Genomic DNA, 17,000 nt, shown 5'->3' with positions numbered 1-17,000 from the left:
AGATTCGTACATTAAAAAAGACTTTTGCTTGCAAGGGGCATCAACCCGGCCAAAAAATACATTTACATTCTTTTAAGTCATCTGTGTCAATACCATGATGAAGTTCATATTATGCTAGTGGGAGAAACAAATAACTCTTTTACTCCCAAAGGAGGTAGGACCATGGCAGATATATGCCAAAAATTGAAAACATTGGTCGTGGTATGTGAGCAAAATGTTCAAGAGATAGGGGAAATAAGAATAACCGCACCGCCTGGTGTTATATTAGATCCAATTACCGGTTTATTAAATGTTAAACCGACATTAACGGTAGTAGACAATCCTGTTCTGAACGATGCTACACTCGATGGTAAGGTTATTAATTACGGTTGGGTAAAGGTACTCCTTACCATTACAGGAATTGCCGTACCGGTAAGTTCATACTATGCAATTCCATTACAAGGCCATATTTCTTGCCCCGATATACAGCCCGGCGATCACGTCCAACATTTCCCCAAACTTGAAGGGACTTTAGTCTATGCACTTCCCTCCGTAGATCCTGTTACCGGCTCTCTGTCCACAGGCGTGCTGAGCTTGAAAGTAGCTTATGATGTTAAGATAGTAGTTGCCAGAGAACAACTGGTTTCAGTACCTGTATGCCCACCCAAGGTCAATCAGTTTCAATCACAATTAAACAATAAATAATTTTCTTGTTTGGCCCGAGGTTCCGGCCGCGGGCCATTTTTTCTAATCATTAATTCATTATATGGAAAGGAGAAGAAAGATGAATGAAAATGAGATTGTTAAAGATTTACTTTTGGCAATGATACAAAAATCCAAATTAAACAATGAAAAACTTCTTGAATTTGTATGTAACTCTTACGTTGAACTCTATAAAACAATAAAAAAAACAAATGAATTTAAACAAATATTAGACGAAAAAAATAAGGAAGATTTAATTAAGCAGTTAAATCTCTATTAAAAATTCATTAAATATTACAGAAGGAACCGAGATATCTTTTTTATTTAAGGTTGATTATGGTCGTCATACATATCCCATATTATCTTAAATTTTAATTGACTCTGTTTTTTGTAATCTTTTTGAATCGAAAATAAACGGCACATAGCTTTCAGCCGCACCACTCAGGCCCTGATTTATCTGGCTGGCGGGAGTATGTGGGAATCGAACCCACCCCGGAGGTTTCGCCCCCGGTGCTGGTTTTGAAGACCAGAAGGTCCACCAGGACCTATCTACTCCCCCAATTATAGTTGATTGTAGCAAAAAAACATCTTATTTTCAAGTGATTTGCGTTGAAAGGATTTTGAGCTGATCAAAAAAGAAGCGATCTAAATCCCTGATAACAGGGATGATGAGCGGTCTTTACCCGTAAAGGTTGCTCCCCGCTATCCTGACATTTTTCACGCGCCGCGTGGCCTTTATGCTGTCCATGTATTCCAGCAGTGGAAGGGCGTATTTTCTAGATGTGCCCAGCATATCACGGAACGCCGAGACAGTCAATTCTTTATTTTTCACAAAAAACTGCTGTAACAGGTGAAGCGCCCTTTCTATCCACTCTTCAGACATGAATATTTCTTCCGAAAGTTTAACAAGCCTTCCCTCATTGCAGAGCATAAACAGCACTTCTTTTACCTGCTTTTCCCGCTTTTGCGGAAAAGCGGCCAGTACTTCATCCAGGGTGGGTGGCGTCCATCCTCCCTGTCTGAAAAGTTCCTGTATTTTCTCATAAACCTCATACTGACCTTCGCTCAACTGAATGGAGAAACCTTTTCTTTTTACCGCATTTCCGGCGCTTTCCAGGCCCCCTTCATTTATCCAGTTTTCAAGCAAAGCCTCAAATATTTTCGGTTCCAAATTGATGCGGCTTCTAAACTCTTCTTTTGGAATCCCCTCACTCAAAGGGAACTTCTTATGATAGTCTTCCACCATGGCCAGCGCTTCTTTTGTGAGGGTATCATAGAATGCCCTGCTGAAAATGAGTTTTTCCCCACTAGCATTTATCATAACCGTTTTATTTTCTCCGGCAAGTTTTTTTGCCGCCCTTTCCACCTGTTTTTCGCTTTTTGCTGTATAGGGGCGGATCTCCTGCAGACTCATATATTCTCTGCCGAAATATTCTACCAGCCCTGTAATAAAATCTTCCAAGTCACCATTTAAAGCTGCTGCAAGGGCCGCTTGGCCTTTTTCGCGCGCTCCTTTTCTCAGGCGTTTTGGATTTATAAAGAGGATCCGGCCGCCGCCAATGGTGGTGGCCGGAGAATAACTGCGAATAACAAAATAATCTTTATACGCGCAGGTTACGGGTTCTTCCAGCTGAATGAGGACAAAAGACTCGCCGCCAGGGGAGAGTTCTTCCCCCTCCATCAAGACCAATCTCGCGAGGGCTTCTTTTGTGCCTGTATGGAATCTCACCCGCTCCCGGTTTTTTACGGGCTTTGGTGCTTCCTCCAGGAGTTTCAGGTAAGCATAGGCCCCGGTAACCGCCAGCAGGGATCCCGGCGGCGCAATTACATTACCTCGTTCCATGTCTTCTTTTTTTACATCAGCAAGGTTCAATGCGGTCCTCTGGCCTGCAAGGGCAAAATCGACACTTTGCCCGTGCACTTCAATGGAGCGCACCCGGGATTTTTTGCCCATGGGATAAATTTCCACATCATCGCCGACTTTCACCGTGCCTGAAATAAGGCTGCCGGTGACCACAGTACCTATGCCCTGGAGTGTGAACACCCTATCCACGGGCAGACGAAAGGGCGATTCCAGGTCTCTGGGAAACTCTACCCGGCATATTTTGTCGATGGCCTCCACCAATTCCTTCAATCCCTCGCCGGTTACCGAAGAAACAGGTATTATTGGGGCGTTTTCCAGAAAAGTGCCCTTTAATTGTTCCTTTACCTCTTCTATAACCAGTTCCAGCCATTCTTCATCTACAGCATCTTTTTTAGTAATAACCGTAATCCCTCTGCTTACGTTTAAGAGTTTCAATATATTCAGATGTTCACGGGTCTGCGGCATGACCCCTTCATCGGCCGCAATTACCATGAGAACCATATCCATGCCGCCGGCACCGGCCAGCATGTTCTTAATAAATTTTTCGTGCCCGGGCACATCCACAATTCCCACCCTTCGGCCGGACGGAAGTGTAAAATGGGCAAAACCCAGGTCTATCGTTATGCCCCGTTTCTGCTCTTCTTTCAACCTGTCGGTATTGATGCCCGTCAGGGCTTTTATCAGAGTGGTTTTACCATGATCTATATGACCGGCTGTACCCAGTATGATTTCTTTCATAATATGTTCCTCACCATCTCAATAACTTTTTCTATATCTTTTTCATTTAATGTCCTTAAGTCCAGCAAAAATCTGTCTCTTTTTATCCTGCCTATTATGGGGGTGGGAGCGTTTCTCAGCCTTTGAGCCAGTTCCTGAGCTGGAATGCCATCCAAGCTTACGGCCACCGTTACAGTGGGGATATTGGTTTCAGGCAGAGCTCCCCCGCCGGCCTGGGAGACATCCTCCACCACCTCAACGTTACCGTTCTTCCCCAGCACATCTGCAATGCCTGCAGCGAGCTTTTGCGCCTGGGCTTCCATGACAGCCATGGACTTTGTGAGCATGGAGAGCACCGGTATCTTTTGCCACTCCTCATCTTTATAAAACCTCAAAACCGCTTCCAGTGCCGCAAGAGTAAGCTTGTCTATCCGTACAGCCCTTGTCAGAGGATGTCTCTTAATCCTCTCTACGAGCTCCTTTTTTCCCACTATTATTCCGGCCTGAGGCCCTCCGAGCAGTTTGTCGCCGCTGAAAGTTATAATGTCCATGCCGGCTTTTACGGAGGCCTGGACGGTAGGTTCTTCCGGTATACCGAACGGTTTTAAATCAATTAGGACACCGCTCCCCAGGTCCTCCATCACCGGCAGGCTGTACTTTTCCCCAAGGGCTTTTAGATCTTTATTATCAACCTGGGAAGTAAAGCCCACCAGCCTGAAATTGCTTGTGTGCACCTTTAAGAGAAGGGCGGTGTTTTCGGTAATAGCCTTTTCGTAATCCGAAAGATGCGTTTTATTGGTAGTCCCCACCTCCACCAGCCTTGCGCCGCTCTGTGCCATAACATCGGGAATCCTGAAACTGCCCCCGATTTCCACCAGTTGCCCTCTGGAGATAATGACTTCTCTGCCTGAGGCCAGAGCTGAAAGGCAAAGGAGCACCGCAGCCGCATTGTTATTCACGACCATGGCATCTTCAGCCCCGGTTATTTCACACAGGATATCCCTCACATGGTTATAGCGCTCCCCTCTTTCTCCTCTTTCCATGTCATACTCCAGGTTGGAATACCCTCCTGCTATGGCCGTGATCCTGTCCAGCGCTTCTGGAGGAAGGGGCGCCCTCCCAAGATTGGTATGAATCACCACACCGGTGGCATTCACCACCGGCCTCAAGTTATAAGCAGGGGAAGTCAGCCTCCGTATGGCCATGGAAATAACCTCGTTTTTTAACTCATCCCGGGTTTTATGCTCATGTACGTCTCCGGCTTCAAGGGCTTTTGCAAATTTTAACCGGAGATATTCCAGGCTGTCTCTTATGGATTCTCTTACGGCGTTCCTGCCGAATCTCTCTATCAATTTTTTTATTTCAGGTTCTTCCAGGAGGTCCGCCACTTTAGGCAGAAGCCTCAAAAAGCGATTTTTATTCAATATTAGACCTCCCAATTCAATTTTCCAGCACTATTCTGAATTCCGAGGGGTCGACAACCTCCCCGATTACGGCAGCACCCACCACGCCTTTGGACTCGAGAAGGTTCGCCAGAGCCTCTGCCTTTTCTTTTTTTAGGGAAATTAAAAGGCCGCCGGAAGTCTGGGGGTCAAAGACCAGGTCCGAGACAACCTCGGGAATACCGTCACAGACTTTGATTTTGCCTTCCAGGTAGCGCCTATTATGGTATAACCCGGCCGGCAAAAGCCCCATGGCTGCCAGTTCCTCCACCCCCGGAATTACCGGTATCGCCCGGGAATTTATTTTGATTGTAACGTTTGACGCTTCAGCCATCTCATAAGCATGTCCCATCAACCCGAAGCCCGTTATATCCGTGACAGCATGGACACCTATCTCGGTTGCGGCTTCGGAGGCGGCTTTGTTCAGGGTCGACATTATTTTGACAACCAGTTTTTCGGTTTTTTCATCGAGCATACTCGCTTTTAAGGCCGTGGTGGCGACACCGGTTCCTAGAGGTTTTGTGAGGATCAGCACATCGCCGGGTTTTGCCCCGGCGTTGGTTATAACTCTGTCCGGGTGAACCTGCCCCAGAACAGATAAGCCGTAGACTGGTTCGGGATTTTTTATGGAATGACCCCCTCCCACTACGGCTCCGGCTTCCTTTATTTTATCCGCGCCCCCTTTTAACACACCGGGTAAAATGTCTTCCACCAGGTCCTCGGGAAAAGCAACAACATTCAGTGCGAGGATGGGCTTGCCGCCCATGGCGTAAATATCGCTCAGGGCGTTGCAGGCTGCGATCTGGCCGAAGGTATAAGGGTCGTCCACCACGGGCGTGAAGAAATCTACTGTGGATATGAGGGCCATTTCATCGCTCACCCTGTACACGGCCGCATCGTCGGAGGTGTCAAGTCCCACTAGAAGATTCTGGTTTTTTAATACCGGTATTTGCCGCAGCACCTGCGACAGGGCCTGGGGCCCCAATTTGGCCGCTCAACCGGCGCTGCAGGTGAGTTCGGTTAGTCTGATCTTTTTCACATAAACACCTCCCGCTGAATGAATTTGCACTTTAATCCCAATAATTAAAGGTAGATATAACATTTATTAGAAAAATATTATTTAAAGATAAAACAGGCACTTGTCAATTAACTTTAATCTTATCTTTTATCTCCTCAAATTTTTTGTCCCCGATACCTGAAACATTTTTTATTTCTTCGATGGATTTGAACGGACCGTTCTGATTCCTGTAGTCTATAATTTTCTGTGCCGTGGTGGGGCCAATTCCGGGCAGAGTGTCAAGTTCGACAAGATCCGCAGTGTTTATATTTATTTTATTATCGCTAAAAGAGCTTATGCCTACCGTGGCTCCCGCCATGCCGGTATTTCCACCGCCCGGCTCCTCCTGGCCTTCGGGGAATTCTCCCACTCTGGGCACATAAAGTTTATCTTCATCGCGAAGTTTTTGGGCCAGGTTTAATCGCAAAAGGTCGGCTTCCGGAAGATTTCCGCCCGCCGCCTCTATGGCGTCTTTTACCCTCTTTCCCTCTTCCAGGGTGTAGACCCCGGGGTTTTTAACGGCTCCGGTCACGTAGACCATTATCTTTTTAGGTTCCTCCTGCGCCACAGGGACCGACACCGGTACCGCCGGCCCCTCTTCCAGCTTAAAGGCCACATCCGGTTCCTCTTTAAAAAAGACGTAATAGACCATACCCCCGCTGAAAATCACCAAAGCCAGCAAGAGGCAAAGCAGTATTTGCTCACGTTTGCTGAAATTATACATAAACTCCACTCCCGCGCAAATCTACCTGGTTTCCTTTCGCGATATTCCCATTATTTCATAAATCATATCCATATTCAAACTGCTGCGCACCACCGCCGCCCACCGATCGTATTCTCTTTCTTTAAACATTTTAAAATCCACGGTAATTTCACGTCCTGTATTTATATCACCCCGGTATTTTGCTTCTTTCAAATTCTTTAAAAGCTTTGAAGCAAACTCCCCGCTTTCAAAAATTCCGTGCAGGTAAGTGCCCAGGACCCTGCCTTCGGAATTAACGGCCCCATCTAAAGCCATTACATTTTCGCCCAATCTCTTTTCGATGGATATAAAGCTTGAAGCGCCGTTGGAAAGCACGGTCTTTCCCATGTGAATTTCATAGCCTTCCACCCTGGCCCCGCCGAGGCATCCGGCAAAGCCCGCGAGCCCTTCAATCACCGTACCGGAAACCCTGGTGGTTACCTTTTCTCGTTCTATCTCTGTGTCAATATCCAGCAGCCCCAGCCCTTCGGCGTATTCCAGGTTACTTTCAATTCGATGCGGATCTCTTATGCTTCTGCCCAGCATCTGGTAGCCGCCGCAAATACCCATAATGACAGCGCCTTTATATAAAAGCTCCTTTATTTCCTCATGCCATCCCTGCCCCTTTAAAAATGTCAGGTCTTCTATGGTATTCTTGGTGCCCGGTATTATAACTAGGTCGGCGTCTCCAATCCTCGATCCCGGTGTAACATAAGAAAGTTTTACACCGGCGTATACGGAAAGGGGGACAAAGTCCGTAAAGTTGGATATATGCGGCAGGTACAGCACTTTAATAATAACGTCGTTTTGCGCTTTCAGGTCAACTTCCCGGCTTTTTAAGTCCCCTTCTGGAGATTGTTTTGATACCTCATTTATCTTTAATCTTAAAATCTCCGCGCGAGGCGAATCTTCCTCGTCTACATAGATGTCAGTATACGGAACCACCCCCAAAACCGGCCTTTTAATTATGCCTTCCAGCATCTCAAGGCCAGGCCTTAAAATCTCCAGATCTCCGCGAAATTTGTTAATCACTACGCCTTTTACCCTGGCTTTCTCGCTTTCGGAAAGCAGAAGCATGGTACCCGCCAGGGAGGCAAAAACACCGCCTTTATCGATATCGCCCACCAGTATGACCGGAGCGTCGACAAGCTCAGCCATGCCCATATTTACGATGTCACGGTCCCTCAGGTTTATTTCGGCGGGGCTCCCGGCGCCTTCTATGACTATAATATCGTTTTCTGCCGCAAGCCTGTCGTAGGCCTGTTTTACAATATCAAGCAGTTTCGGCTTGAACTCGTGGTAATCCGCGGCAGACAGGTTGCCATAGACCTTTCCCATTATTATTACCTGGCAGTTTTTATCGGAACTGGGTTTGAGAAGCACCGGGTTCATCAGGACAGAAGGTTCGACGCCGCAGGCTTCGGCCTGGGCCACCTGAGCCCGCCCCATTTCAAGGCCCTCGTTTGTTATAAAGGAGTTAAGAGCCATATTCTGAGATTTAAACGGGACCACCTTAAACCCGTCCTGTCTGAAAACCCGGCAGAGGCCGGCGACAAGGCGGCTTTTTCCCACCGAAGAGCCGGTACCCTGGACCATTATACACTTTGCCGTCATTGCAGAAACCCCCGGAGTATCACGTCTTCGGCCTCCTTTTCCGAAAGGCCGAGGGTCATCAGCTTTATCAACTGTTCTTCGGCTATCCTGCCAATGGCGGCTTCATGGGTGAGCTGTGCGTCCGGGTGTTCTGCCGAGATGGCGGGGGAAGAACTTATCCTGCCTTTGTCCATTATTATGGAGTCACATTCCACATGGCCCCTGGCGCGTGCCCTGGCAATCACATTGGGCCGGAAAATTTGTACGGAACTGTCCTTTGCCACCGATCGGGAAACCACCCGGGCGCTGCTTCCATCGCCCTCAAGCTCTATCAGCATTTCCGATATTGCCTCCTGGCGACCGTGGGTAAGAAGGCGTTCTGTTATGGCGAGGCTTGCACCTTCGGCCACTCTTGCTTTTGTCTCGCGGACGGTGCTGTCAACTCCTTTTATCTGGGTCAATTCCATTTCTACTGTTGAATCCTTTTCCATTATCAGGATGGTCTTGGGGTTTAACACCCTTTCGCCGGTGCCTTCACCTTCACCGTAGTGCTTTTCAACATACCTCATGCGCGCACCACGGCGCACGATAATCTCATGGATGCCGTCGTGCTGTGATTTTTTTGAACCGGGGTTATGTATCCCGCAGCCAGCGACTACGGTCACGTCGGAACCTTCCCCAATCTCTATGGTGTTGTAAACGACATCTATTACTCCAGACATGGTTATTAAAACCGGTATGTGAACGGCCTCATTTTTAGTACCCGGAGCTACAATGACATCGATTCCCGGCCTATCCTGCTTTGGTTTAACCTCGATATGGCGGGAAGACTGCCTTTGAATCCCCTGCCCGTCTTTTCTTATGTTAAAAGCGCCAGCGGGAATTTGATGCAAATCCGCCACCGTTTTTAACAGTTCCTGATCAATAGCAGTTAATTTCACCGGAATCACCCCCGCAATTTTCCTGCCAGCGGCATTTAAATCCTTCCTGCAGTATGGGCCACATCTTTTCCCTGCCGCCCATTTCCTTAATCTCGCCGTCAGCCATTAAAATAATCTCATCGGCAAGGGACAGTACCCTTTCATGATGGGTTATTACGATGCTGATTACATTGCCCTTTAAATGATAATTTCTTATTAATTGAAGAAGGTTTTCAAAGCTCCACAGATCCACCCCGGCTTCAGGCTCATCATAGATGATTGCTTTCGAGGGCCTCGCAAGGACCGTAGCAAGTTCTATCCGCTTTATTTCTCCACCCGAAAGGCTGTTGTCGCATTCCCTGTCAATGTAATCCTGAGGGCAGAGCCCCACGGCCCTCAGCCTGGCATATGACGTATCCTCTCCGTTGTGGGCCGAAATTTTCAGAAGGTCTTTTACTTTTAAACCCTTGAATCTTGGAGGGTTTTGAAAGGCGTAGCTTATGCCGAGATTGGCTCTCTCGGTAATGCTCATATCCGTTATGTCGGTGCCGTCAAGAAAGATTCTTCCACCCGAGTTTCTGTATATACCCATTATTACCTTTGCCAGGGAAGTTTTTCCGCCTCCATTGGGACCTGTTAAAGCGTAAAATTTGTTGTCTTCAAGCTCCAGATTTATATTTTTAAGGATAGATACATCCCCAGAGCCGTTTACAACATCCAAACTAACCGATTCCAATTTCAGCATATATTTCATCCTCTTTTCCGGTAATATTTTCTTGGTTTTATTCTTTAAATATTCTACATCACTTTACTGGGGATTACAATACGTTTGTTCTGCAACATGTGCGCGGCTTGTTATTTTACATAAAAAGCAAAATTAACATACCTTTAACCCAAATGATGCAACGTTTTCCCCTTACGTTGCTATCTTACACGAAAAACAAAATTAACCGGTTAAAATTTTAAAAGGATAGACTTGCAGTTTTGTTGCAAAAGTCTATCCTTAAATTAATATGCTTTACCGTTAAAGGGGCTCGCTCACTTTACCACAATATTGACAAGTTTTTTGGGCACTGTTACGACTTTAACCACATTTTTACCCTCAATGTAAGCCTGGACCTTTTCATGCTTTAATGCCGCTTCTTTAACCTCTTCATCGGTCGCCTCCGCGGGCAAATTGATTTTCCCACGGACTTTGCCGTTGACCTGCACCACTATTTCGAACTCATCTTCTTTTATCGCTTCTTCATCGTAGCAGGGCCAGCTTGCAAGGTGAATGCTCTTTTCATGGCCCAATTTCTCCCACAGCTCTTCGGTCATATGGGGTGCGAACGGTGCCAGCATCAATAGGAGGCTCTCCACCGCTTCTTTAATAACCGAACTCGAAACGGGTTTTTCCTTGAAGGCGTATAAGCCGTTCACCATCTCCATGATGGCGCTTATGGCGGTATTGAAATTGAACCTTTCATTTATATCTTCCGTCACCTTTTTTATGGTTTTGTGCACCAGCCTGCGCACTTCTCTGTCAACCGCTTCATCCGGGCAAGCCTCCCCCGTTCTGCTGGAAAGTTCGTTCACCAGCCTCCACACCCTCTGCAGGAACCTGAAAGACCCTTCTACCCCCTGGTCGCTCCACTCCAGGTCCTTTTCGGGCGGCGATGCAAACAGTATGAATAGCCTTGCAGTATCGGCGCCGTATTTTTCGATGATTTCCTCGGGACTTACTATATTGCCCAATGACTTTGACATCTTGGCCCCGTCTTTTAGAACCATACCTTGAGTCAACAGGTTCTGGAACGGTTCGTCGACCCCCACCAGACCGATGTCCCTCATGACCTTATTGAAGAATCTGGAATACATCAGGTGCAATATGGCATGTTCCACGCCGCCAATGTACTGGTCGACGGGCATCCAGTAGTCAAGCTTTTCTCTGTCAAAGGGCCGTTCGGTATTTCGTGGGTCGGTGTAGCGGTAATAATACCAGGAGGAGCACATAAAGGTATCCATTGTATCGGTTTCCCTGCGCGCAGGGCCTCCGCACCGGGGACATTCGGTGTTTAAAAACTCCTGGCATTCAAGTAAAGGCGAAGTGCCCCTGGGATTGAACTCCACTTCCGGCGGCAGCATCACCGGCAGGTCCTTTTCGGGGACCGGCACGATGCCGCATTTATCGCAGTAAACGATGGGAATGGGGGCTCCCCAGTACCTCTGGCGTGAAATCAGCCAGTCTCTCAGTTTGTAATTCACCTTAACCCTGCCTATGCCCTTCTCTTCCATATAACGGCCGATGGCCTTTATGGCTTCCATATTATCCATGCCGTCAAATCTGTCCGAATTGACCAGCCTGCCCCTATCTACATACGCTTCCGTCATTTCATCGGCTTTTAACTGCTTTTCCGACGGAGATACTACAATTTTTATGGGAAGACCGTATTTTCTGGCAAACTCAAAGTCCCTCTGGTCGTGGGCGGGGACACCCATTACCGCACCGGTACCGTAATCCAGGAGAACGTAATTGGCTATCCAGATTGGAACTTTCTCATTGTTCATCGGATTTACAGCATAGGCTCCTGTAAAAACGCCTTCTTTTTCGGTTTCATTGGAGGTCCTGGTTATTTCGCTGTACTTTTCCATTTTCTTTTTGAATTCTTTTACCGCCTCTTCCTGCTCCGTCCCGGCAGATAGTTTATCGACCAGGGGGTGCTCGGGGGCCAAAACCAGATAAGACACACCGTAAACCGTATCGGGTCTGGTGGTAAACACCGGAATCTTATCGCCGGTCTTTTCTGCCGAAAACGAAAATTCCACCCCTTCGCTCCTGCCAATCCAGTTTTCCTGCATTATCTTGACCTTGTCGGGCCATCCTGTAAGTTTTTCCAGATCCTTGAGCAATTCTTCCGCATAGTCCGTTATCCTGAAAAACCACTGTTCCAGATCCTTCTTGCCCACTTCTGCCCCGCACCGATGACATTTTCCATCAACCACCTGTTCGTTTGCCAGCACGGTGGCGCAGGAAGGACACCAGTTTACAAAAGCCTTTTTGCGGTATGCAAGGCCTCTCTCATAGAGCTTCAGGAAGAACCACTGGGTCCACCTGTAATAGCCGGGATGACATGTGGCCACTTCCCGGTCCCAGTCATAGCTCAGACCAAGGCTTTTCAGTTGACGCCTCATATTGTCAATATTGTCCCATGTCCACTTTGCCGGGTGAATGCCGTGTTTTATGGCCGCATTTTCGGCTGGGAGGCCGAAAGCGTCCCATCCCATTGGATGGAGTACATTGTAACCGTTCATTCTTTTAAAACGGGCCACCACATCGCCGATGGAGTAATTTCGCACATGGCCCATGTGAAGCTTCCCGGAAGGATAGGGAAACATTTCAAGGCAATAATACTTGGGCTTATTCGAGTCCTCTTCAACTTTATACAGTTTTTCTTCCGACCATTTTTTTTGCCATTTTTCTTCAATGGCCTTAAAATCGTAAACCATTCTGATACCTCCTTTTAACGCGAATAAAGATATAAACTATATAAATTAAAATAAATTAAAAGCTCCTCATCCCTTTTAGGGACGAGAAGCCCTTTCTCGCGGTACCACCCTAATTGGCAAAAAGCCCCCTCTTTGCATTTTAACGCCTGCCGGCCGAACTTTCAAGGCGAGTTCAAGGCATTTCCCTTTCCGGATTTTCACCCTCCTCCGGATCTCTGTGAAGGATTTTGCCCCTACTACTCCTTGTAAACTCCGTTTTCAATTATTTATTATATGAAATCTGGCAGGTTATGTCAATGTCCAGCCGTCTGGCATCGGCCCATAACCTCTCCAGCATGTAGTATTCTCTCTCGGGTTCATAAAAAATGTGAATCACCACATCGTTAAAATCAAGCAAGACCCATTTAGCCTCTTCATAACCTTCTTTGCCTCTCAGCTTATAGCCTTCTTCCATGAGTTTTTTCTCCACTTCATCGGCCAGTGCTTTTACATGAATTATCGACCTGCCTGTGGCTATAACGAAATAGTCGGCTATACTGGATATATCGCTGATATCAAGGATTACTATATCACGACCCTTTTTGTCGTCAAGGGTTTTTGCAGCTAATACGGCACAGGCTTTTGGGTCTTTTTCCATCCATTTCCCTCCACTTTTCAATTTACATCCTTTCCGATTATTACGGTAGTAAGCCCCGCTTGCAGCTGGGATTCTTCCTTCATCTCGGGTTTTGGAAAAATCTGTGCTATTTTTTCAGCATCGTCTTTCTTCTCTTTCGGGTATATAATTGTGGTGGTTTCATAGTCAAAGCTATCGGCGTTGGCTATTTTTACAACTTTAAAACCCCTGGCCTCAAGTTCCTTGGCTATTTTGGAAGCTATGCCGGAGGAACCGTTTCCGTTTAATACGGCAACCTTTGTATCGCCGCCGTCAAAAAATACGTCATTAATCAATTCATCCATCTGATACTGGTACGGTATATAATAACTCACGCCGGAAATATATCTGCCTTCTCCCGGCAACATGTACATCTGGATGTTTTCCTCTTTGATTTGCCTTGCCATATTGGCCAGCTTGGCCATTTCCAGCGGCGGTATATCCGTCTGGACGTTTTCCTGCACCGCGTCAATTATCCTGGGTAATTTTAAAAGAGTGGCGGGTTTTAAAAGCGTCCTGGCCAACGCTTCCACAAATTTTTGCTGGGCCCTCACCCTGGCTACATCTCCTTCGGGGTAATGCCTGTACCTGACGAATTGTTCGGCTTTCTCCCCGTCCAGCACCTGCAATCCGGGCTTTAAATCTATATGGAGGTTGCCCGCATTATCATCGTATTTTAAGCGTTTTTCTATATTCATTTCAACCCCGCCGACGGCATCCACTATGTCTCTAAACCCTTTGTAATTTACAACGACATAGTTATGAATAGGAACCCCCAAAAATTCCTTTACGGTTTTTACAGCCAGATCCGCTCCCCCGTAAGCCATGGCCGCATTAATTTTCTGGACTCCGACTCCCGGAATTTTAACCCGCGTATCCCTCGGTATAGACAAAACTTTGACATCCTTTTTCTTTTGGTCTATGCTAAAGACCATTATGGTGTCGGACCTGTGGCGGTTGTACTCTTCTTTTGCCCCAATGGTCCCTGCATCAAGGCCCAAAAGGAGTATGTTGAGGCGGCCTCCTTTCACGAATTCGTCGGTATTGGATATTTTATCGGAAGAGTTCGCCGCCGCCCCCTGGTGGTTCAAACTGTAAAAAACATAGTAAAACCCGCTGCCCACTGAAAGAACCACAAACAATACGGATAACAGGGTGTATTTCAAAATTTTTTTCATGGCTTCTCCTCTCTTCCCTTTTGCATGAGTAGGAAATTCCTGGCGTTTACGGTCCTTGGATGCAAAAGGCTTTTCCTGGCAAGCACGTATTTAATTGTCGAATCAAAAGCCAGCAGTACAGCTTCGTCCAGGTCTATACACGCCTTTTTCCTCATTTCCTCAACTCCGGGAAAGCTTCTGGCCGGTTCTATATAATCGGAAATAAAAATGATTTTATCGAGCAAAGTCATATTCACATCTCCGGTCGTGTGCGTTCTTACGGCTCGAAGGATATCTTCGTCTTGTATACCGTAAGCTTCCCGGGCATAGACTGCACCTAAAGGCCCGTGAATCAGCGCCGGTTCCGATTTTTCAATGTCATCTAACAGTATACCAAAATTTTCAGCCATTTTCAACTGAACGCTCGCGGGCAGGTCTTTGAGGCAATCGTGCACAAGGCCGGCCAATTCAGCCCTCTTTATATCGGCCCCAAAATGCCCGGCAAGCCCTGCGGCTGTTTGCGCAACGTTCAGGGAATGCAAAAAGCGCTCCGGAGTAAGGTTTGTCCTTAAATTTTCTATGATGTCATCTCTTGAAAGCATTTTATCACCTGTAGAGGCCGTTCTTTTTAATGTATGTTTCCACACTATCAGGCAGCAGATATTTTATGGAAAGGCCCTGCTTTACCCTGTTTCGTATATCGGTAGATGATATGTCAAGACCGGTTACCTCCATAGGATAAACATCTTTCCCGTAAAGGCGTTTTATCTCTTCCAGCTTTTTTTTCAATTCGGCTAAGTGATAGCCCGGCCGGGTGGCGGCAATGAAAGTGCAGTAATTCAACACCTCGGCCACATCTTTCCACGTTAAAATATCCAGAATGGCGTCGGCGCCGCTAATAAAAAAAAGAGAGGTATCTTTGCCGTACTCTATAGAAAACTGCCGGATGGTGTCTATTGTATAGGTATAACCGGGCCTGTCAATCTCCATCCTTGAAACTTTAAAAAAAGGATTGTCATTCACGGCAAGAACCGTCATCAGATACCTGTGTTCGGCTTCGGTAACTTTGTAGTTCTTTTTATGCGGCGGATTGCCCGCAGGAGTAAAAACGACTTCGTCCAGATTAAAGTTTATCCTGGCCGCCTCCGCCGTCACCAGGTGACCGTAGTGGATAGGGTCAAACGTACCCCCCATAATCCCTACCCTTTTCTTATTCGACAAATAAATCCTCCCCCACATACGCAACTCAAGTTTAATAGAAATTATACCATTTCGTGTTGCTTTTTTCAATTTAGTGTAAAGCCCTTTGTGCGAAATTTAAAAGAAGGTCAATCATTCCATATATAAAAATTCAGCCTCTCCTATTTTTACGGTATCTCCCTCTTTTATCCCTTCCTTTTTGAGGGCATCATCCAGACCGAGCCTTTTAAAAGTAATTTGAAGTCTTTTAACCGCCGACTCGTTCTCAAGGTCCGTCATGGCCACAAGGCGCTCCACAAGCTTGCCGGATACGTAAAAAACCCGCCCGCCCCGTTCCACTTTGAAAGGCTTTTCCTCCCGAAGCGTATACTGGCGAATCTCTTCGGCGTGAATGTCCTGCGGCATTTTTTCAAGCAAATTGGCGACTTTGTATACCAGTTCCTTTACTCCCTGGCCGGTAGCGCCGGAAATCGGAAGCACTTCCAAACCTTCCCGCTCAAGGGCGGACTTTATGCGCTCAAAATTTGCCCGGGCCTGGGGCAGGTCCATTTTGTTGGCGGCAATTATCTGTGGCTTTTGAGCGAGTTTTTCGCTGTACTCTTTTATTTCCCGGTTTATGATATAAAATCCCTCCACCGGATCATTTTCTAACCCTGCCGCATCTATTACATGGATGAGCAATCGAGTTCTTTCCACGTGCCTTAAAAACTCATGGCCAAGCCCCATGCCCTCATGGGCACCCTCGATTAGGCCCGGAATGTCCGCCACAACAAAACTTTTCCCCTCGCCGGGGCTTATGTCGACAACTCCGAGGTTGGGAGAAAGTGTCGTAAACGGATAATCGGCTATCTTGGGCCTGGCGGCCGTCATACGGGAAAGGAGGGTAGATTTGCCCGCATTGGGAAATCCTATTAATCCCACGTCCGCTAGAAGCTTTAACTCCAGGATGATCCACCGTGCTTCGCCGGGTTCGCCTTTTTCCGCAAAGTCCGGGGCTCTATGGACCGATGAGACGAACCTGGCGTTCCCCCTCCCGCCGCGGCCTCCTCTGGCTGCAATGAAAGTCTGGCCATTTTCCACCAGATCCGCCAGAACTTCGCCGCTCTGCGCGTCCTTCACCACTGTACCCGGGGGAACGCGAATGATTAAATCCTCGGCGCTTTTTCCTATTTTATTGGCCCCCTGGCCGTGTTCCCCTCTTTTCGCCTTGTAATGGACCTTGTACTTCAGATCCATCAGAGTGGAAAGATTTGAGTCCACCATCAATACCACGTCGCCGCCCTTGCCTCCGTCTCCGCCGCTCGGTCCGCCCCTTGGGACATACTTCTCTCTCCTGAAGGCCACCACTCCGTCACCGCCGTCGCCGGCTTTAACGAATATCTTCGCCCTGTCTATAAACACTTTCCATCACCTTTTTTAATTATACCAGTTTTACCCGTTCCTTCAACATTTCTTTATAAGGATTCCCCTTTTGAGCCATTTA

At 47.2% G+C, this 17,000-nt stretch carries 15 protein-coding genes, 1 tRNA gene and 1 other annotated feature; of the genes, 2 read left to right on the top strand and 14 right to left on the bottom strand.

Annotation, left to right across the window (positions count from 1 at the left end; all coding sequences use genetic code 11):
- Positions 1-162: 162 nt before the first annotated feature.
- Together ACKX14_RS03315 and ACKX14_RS03310 are read left to right on the top strand one after the other, a co-directional pair.
- Positions 163-684: a hypothetical protein gene (locus ACKX14_RS03315; RefSeq protein ID WP_422444631.1), complete on the top strand. Its 522-nt coding sequence runs from the start codon at positions 163-165 to the stop codon at positions 682-684.
- Positions 685-763: 79 nt separating this feature from the next.
- On the top strand, positions 764-961 hold the full coding sequence (locus tag ACKX14_RS03310; protein WP_422444629.1) for a hypothetical protein: 198 nt from the start codon (positions 764-766) through the stop codon (positions 959-961).
- 182 nt (positions 962-1,143) lie between these two features.
- Here the strand turns inward: ACKX14_RS03310 and ACKX14_RS03305 are convergent.
- The 14 genes from ACKX14_RS03305 to obgE form a co-directional block, all read right to left on the bottom strand.
- Positions 1,144-1,238 (bottom strand) — tRNA-Sec (locus ACKX14_RS03305).
- A gap of 122 nt (positions 1,239-1,360) precedes the next feature.
- Positions 1,361-3,283, bottom strand: coding sequence for a selenocysteine-specific translation elongation factor (selB, locus tag ACKX14_RS03300; RefSeq protein ID WP_422444627.1), 1,923 nt, complete (start codon positions 3,281-3,283; stop codon positions 1,361-1,363).
- Positions 3,280-4,686 carry an L-seryl-tRNA(Sec) selenium transferase gene (selA, locus tag ACKX14_RS03295; protein ID WP_422444625.1) on the bottom strand — a complete coding sequence of 469 codons (1,407 nt, stop codon included), beginning with the start codon at positions 4,684-4,686 and terminating at the stop codon, positions 3,280-3,282. The genes selB and selA overlap by 4 nt, the downstream gene beginning before the upstream one ends.
- A 16-nt stretch (positions 4,687-4,702) precedes the next feature.
- Positions 4,703-5,743 carry a selenide, water dikinase SelD gene (gene selD, locus ACKX14_RS03290; protein WP_422444623.1) on the bottom strand — a complete coding sequence of 347 codons (1,041 nt, stop codon included), beginning with the start codon at positions 5,741-5,743 and terminating at the stop codon, positions 4,703-4,705.
- A 103-nt stretch (positions 5,744-5,846) separates the two neighbouring features.
- Entirely contained in the window at positions 5,847-6,485 is a 639-nt protein-coding gene (locus ACKX14_RS03285) for a helix-hairpin-helix domain-containing protein (RefSeq protein ID WP_422444621.1), read from the bottom strand.
- Between the two features lie 21 nt (positions 6,486-6,506).
- The gene (locus tag ACKX14_RS03280; RefSeq protein WP_422444619.1) at positions 6,507-8,117 is read right to left on the bottom strand and encodes a cobyric acid synthase; all 1,611 of its coding nucleotides are present in this window, start codon (positions 8,115-8,117) and stop codon (positions 6,507-6,509) included.
- On the bottom strand, positions 8,114-9,037 hold the full coding sequence (locus tag ACKX14_RS03275; protein ID WP_422444617.1) for a SufB/SufD family protein: 924 nt from the start codon (positions 9,035-9,037) through the stop codon (positions 8,114-8,116). Before ACKX14_RS03275 ends, ACKX14_RS03280 begins: the two co-directional genes overlap by 4 nt.
- Entirely contained in the window at positions 9,018-9,761 is a 744-nt protein-coding gene (locus ACKX14_RS03270; RefSeq protein WP_422444615.1) for an ABC transporter ATP-binding protein, read from the bottom strand. The genes ACKX14_RS03275 and ACKX14_RS03270 overlap by 20 nt, the downstream gene beginning before the upstream one ends.
- A 293-nt stretch (positions 9,762-10,054) precedes the next feature.
- Complete coding sequence (gene leuS / locus ACKX14_RS03265; protein ID WP_422444613.1) at positions 10,055-12,505, bottom strand: leucine--tRNA ligase; 2,451 nt, start codon at positions 12,503-12,505, stop codon at positions 10,055-10,057.
- A gap of 74 nt (positions 12,506-12,579) precedes the next feature.
- Positions 12,580-12,764: a binding site (T-box leader), on the bottom strand.
- A gap of 3 nt (positions 12,765-12,767) precedes the next feature.
- Positions 12,768-13,142: a ribosome silencing factor gene (gene rsfS, locus ACKX14_RS03260; RefSeq protein ID WP_422444611.1), complete on the bottom strand. Its 375-nt coding sequence runs from the start codon at positions 13,140-13,142 to the stop codon at positions 12,768-12,770.
- 17 nt (positions 13,143-13,159) lie between these two features.
- On the bottom strand, positions 13,160-14,338 hold the full coding sequence (locus ACKX14_RS03255; RefSeq protein WP_422444609.1) for an LCP family protein: 1,179 nt from the start codon (positions 14,336-14,338) through the stop codon (positions 13,160-13,162).
- Entirely contained in the window at positions 14,335-14,919 is a 585-nt protein-coding gene (gene yqeK, locus ACKX14_RS03250) for a bis(5'-nucleosyl)-tetraphosphatase (symmetrical) YqeK (RefSeq protein ID WP_422444607.1), read from the bottom strand. The genes ACKX14_RS03255 and yqeK overlap by 4 nt, the downstream gene beginning before the upstream one ends.
- A gap of 4 nt (positions 14,920-14,923) precedes the next feature.
- On the bottom strand, positions 14,924-15,538 hold the full coding sequence (nadD, locus tag ACKX14_RS03245; protein ID WP_422444605.1) for a nicotinate-nucleotide adenylyltransferase: 615 nt from the start codon (positions 15,536-15,538) through the stop codon (positions 14,924-14,926).
- Between the two features lie 111 nt (positions 15,539-15,649).
- On the bottom strand, positions 15,650-16,918 hold the full coding sequence (gene obgE / locus ACKX14_RS03240; RefSeq protein WP_422444603.1) for a GTPase ObgE: 1,269 nt from the start codon (positions 16,916-16,918) through the stop codon (positions 15,650-15,652).
- Positions 16,919-17,000: the final 82 nt, after the last annotated feature.

The sequence above is a fragment of the Thermorhabdus hydrogeniformans genome (assembly GCF_049310025.1).
In the GTDB taxonomy this organism is placed as follows: domain Bacteria; phylum Bacillota; class Thermosediminibacteria; order Thermosediminibacterales; family Tepidanaerobacteraceae; genus JBJYKD01.
This window is presented reverse-complemented; position numbering and strand designations above follow the sequence as displayed.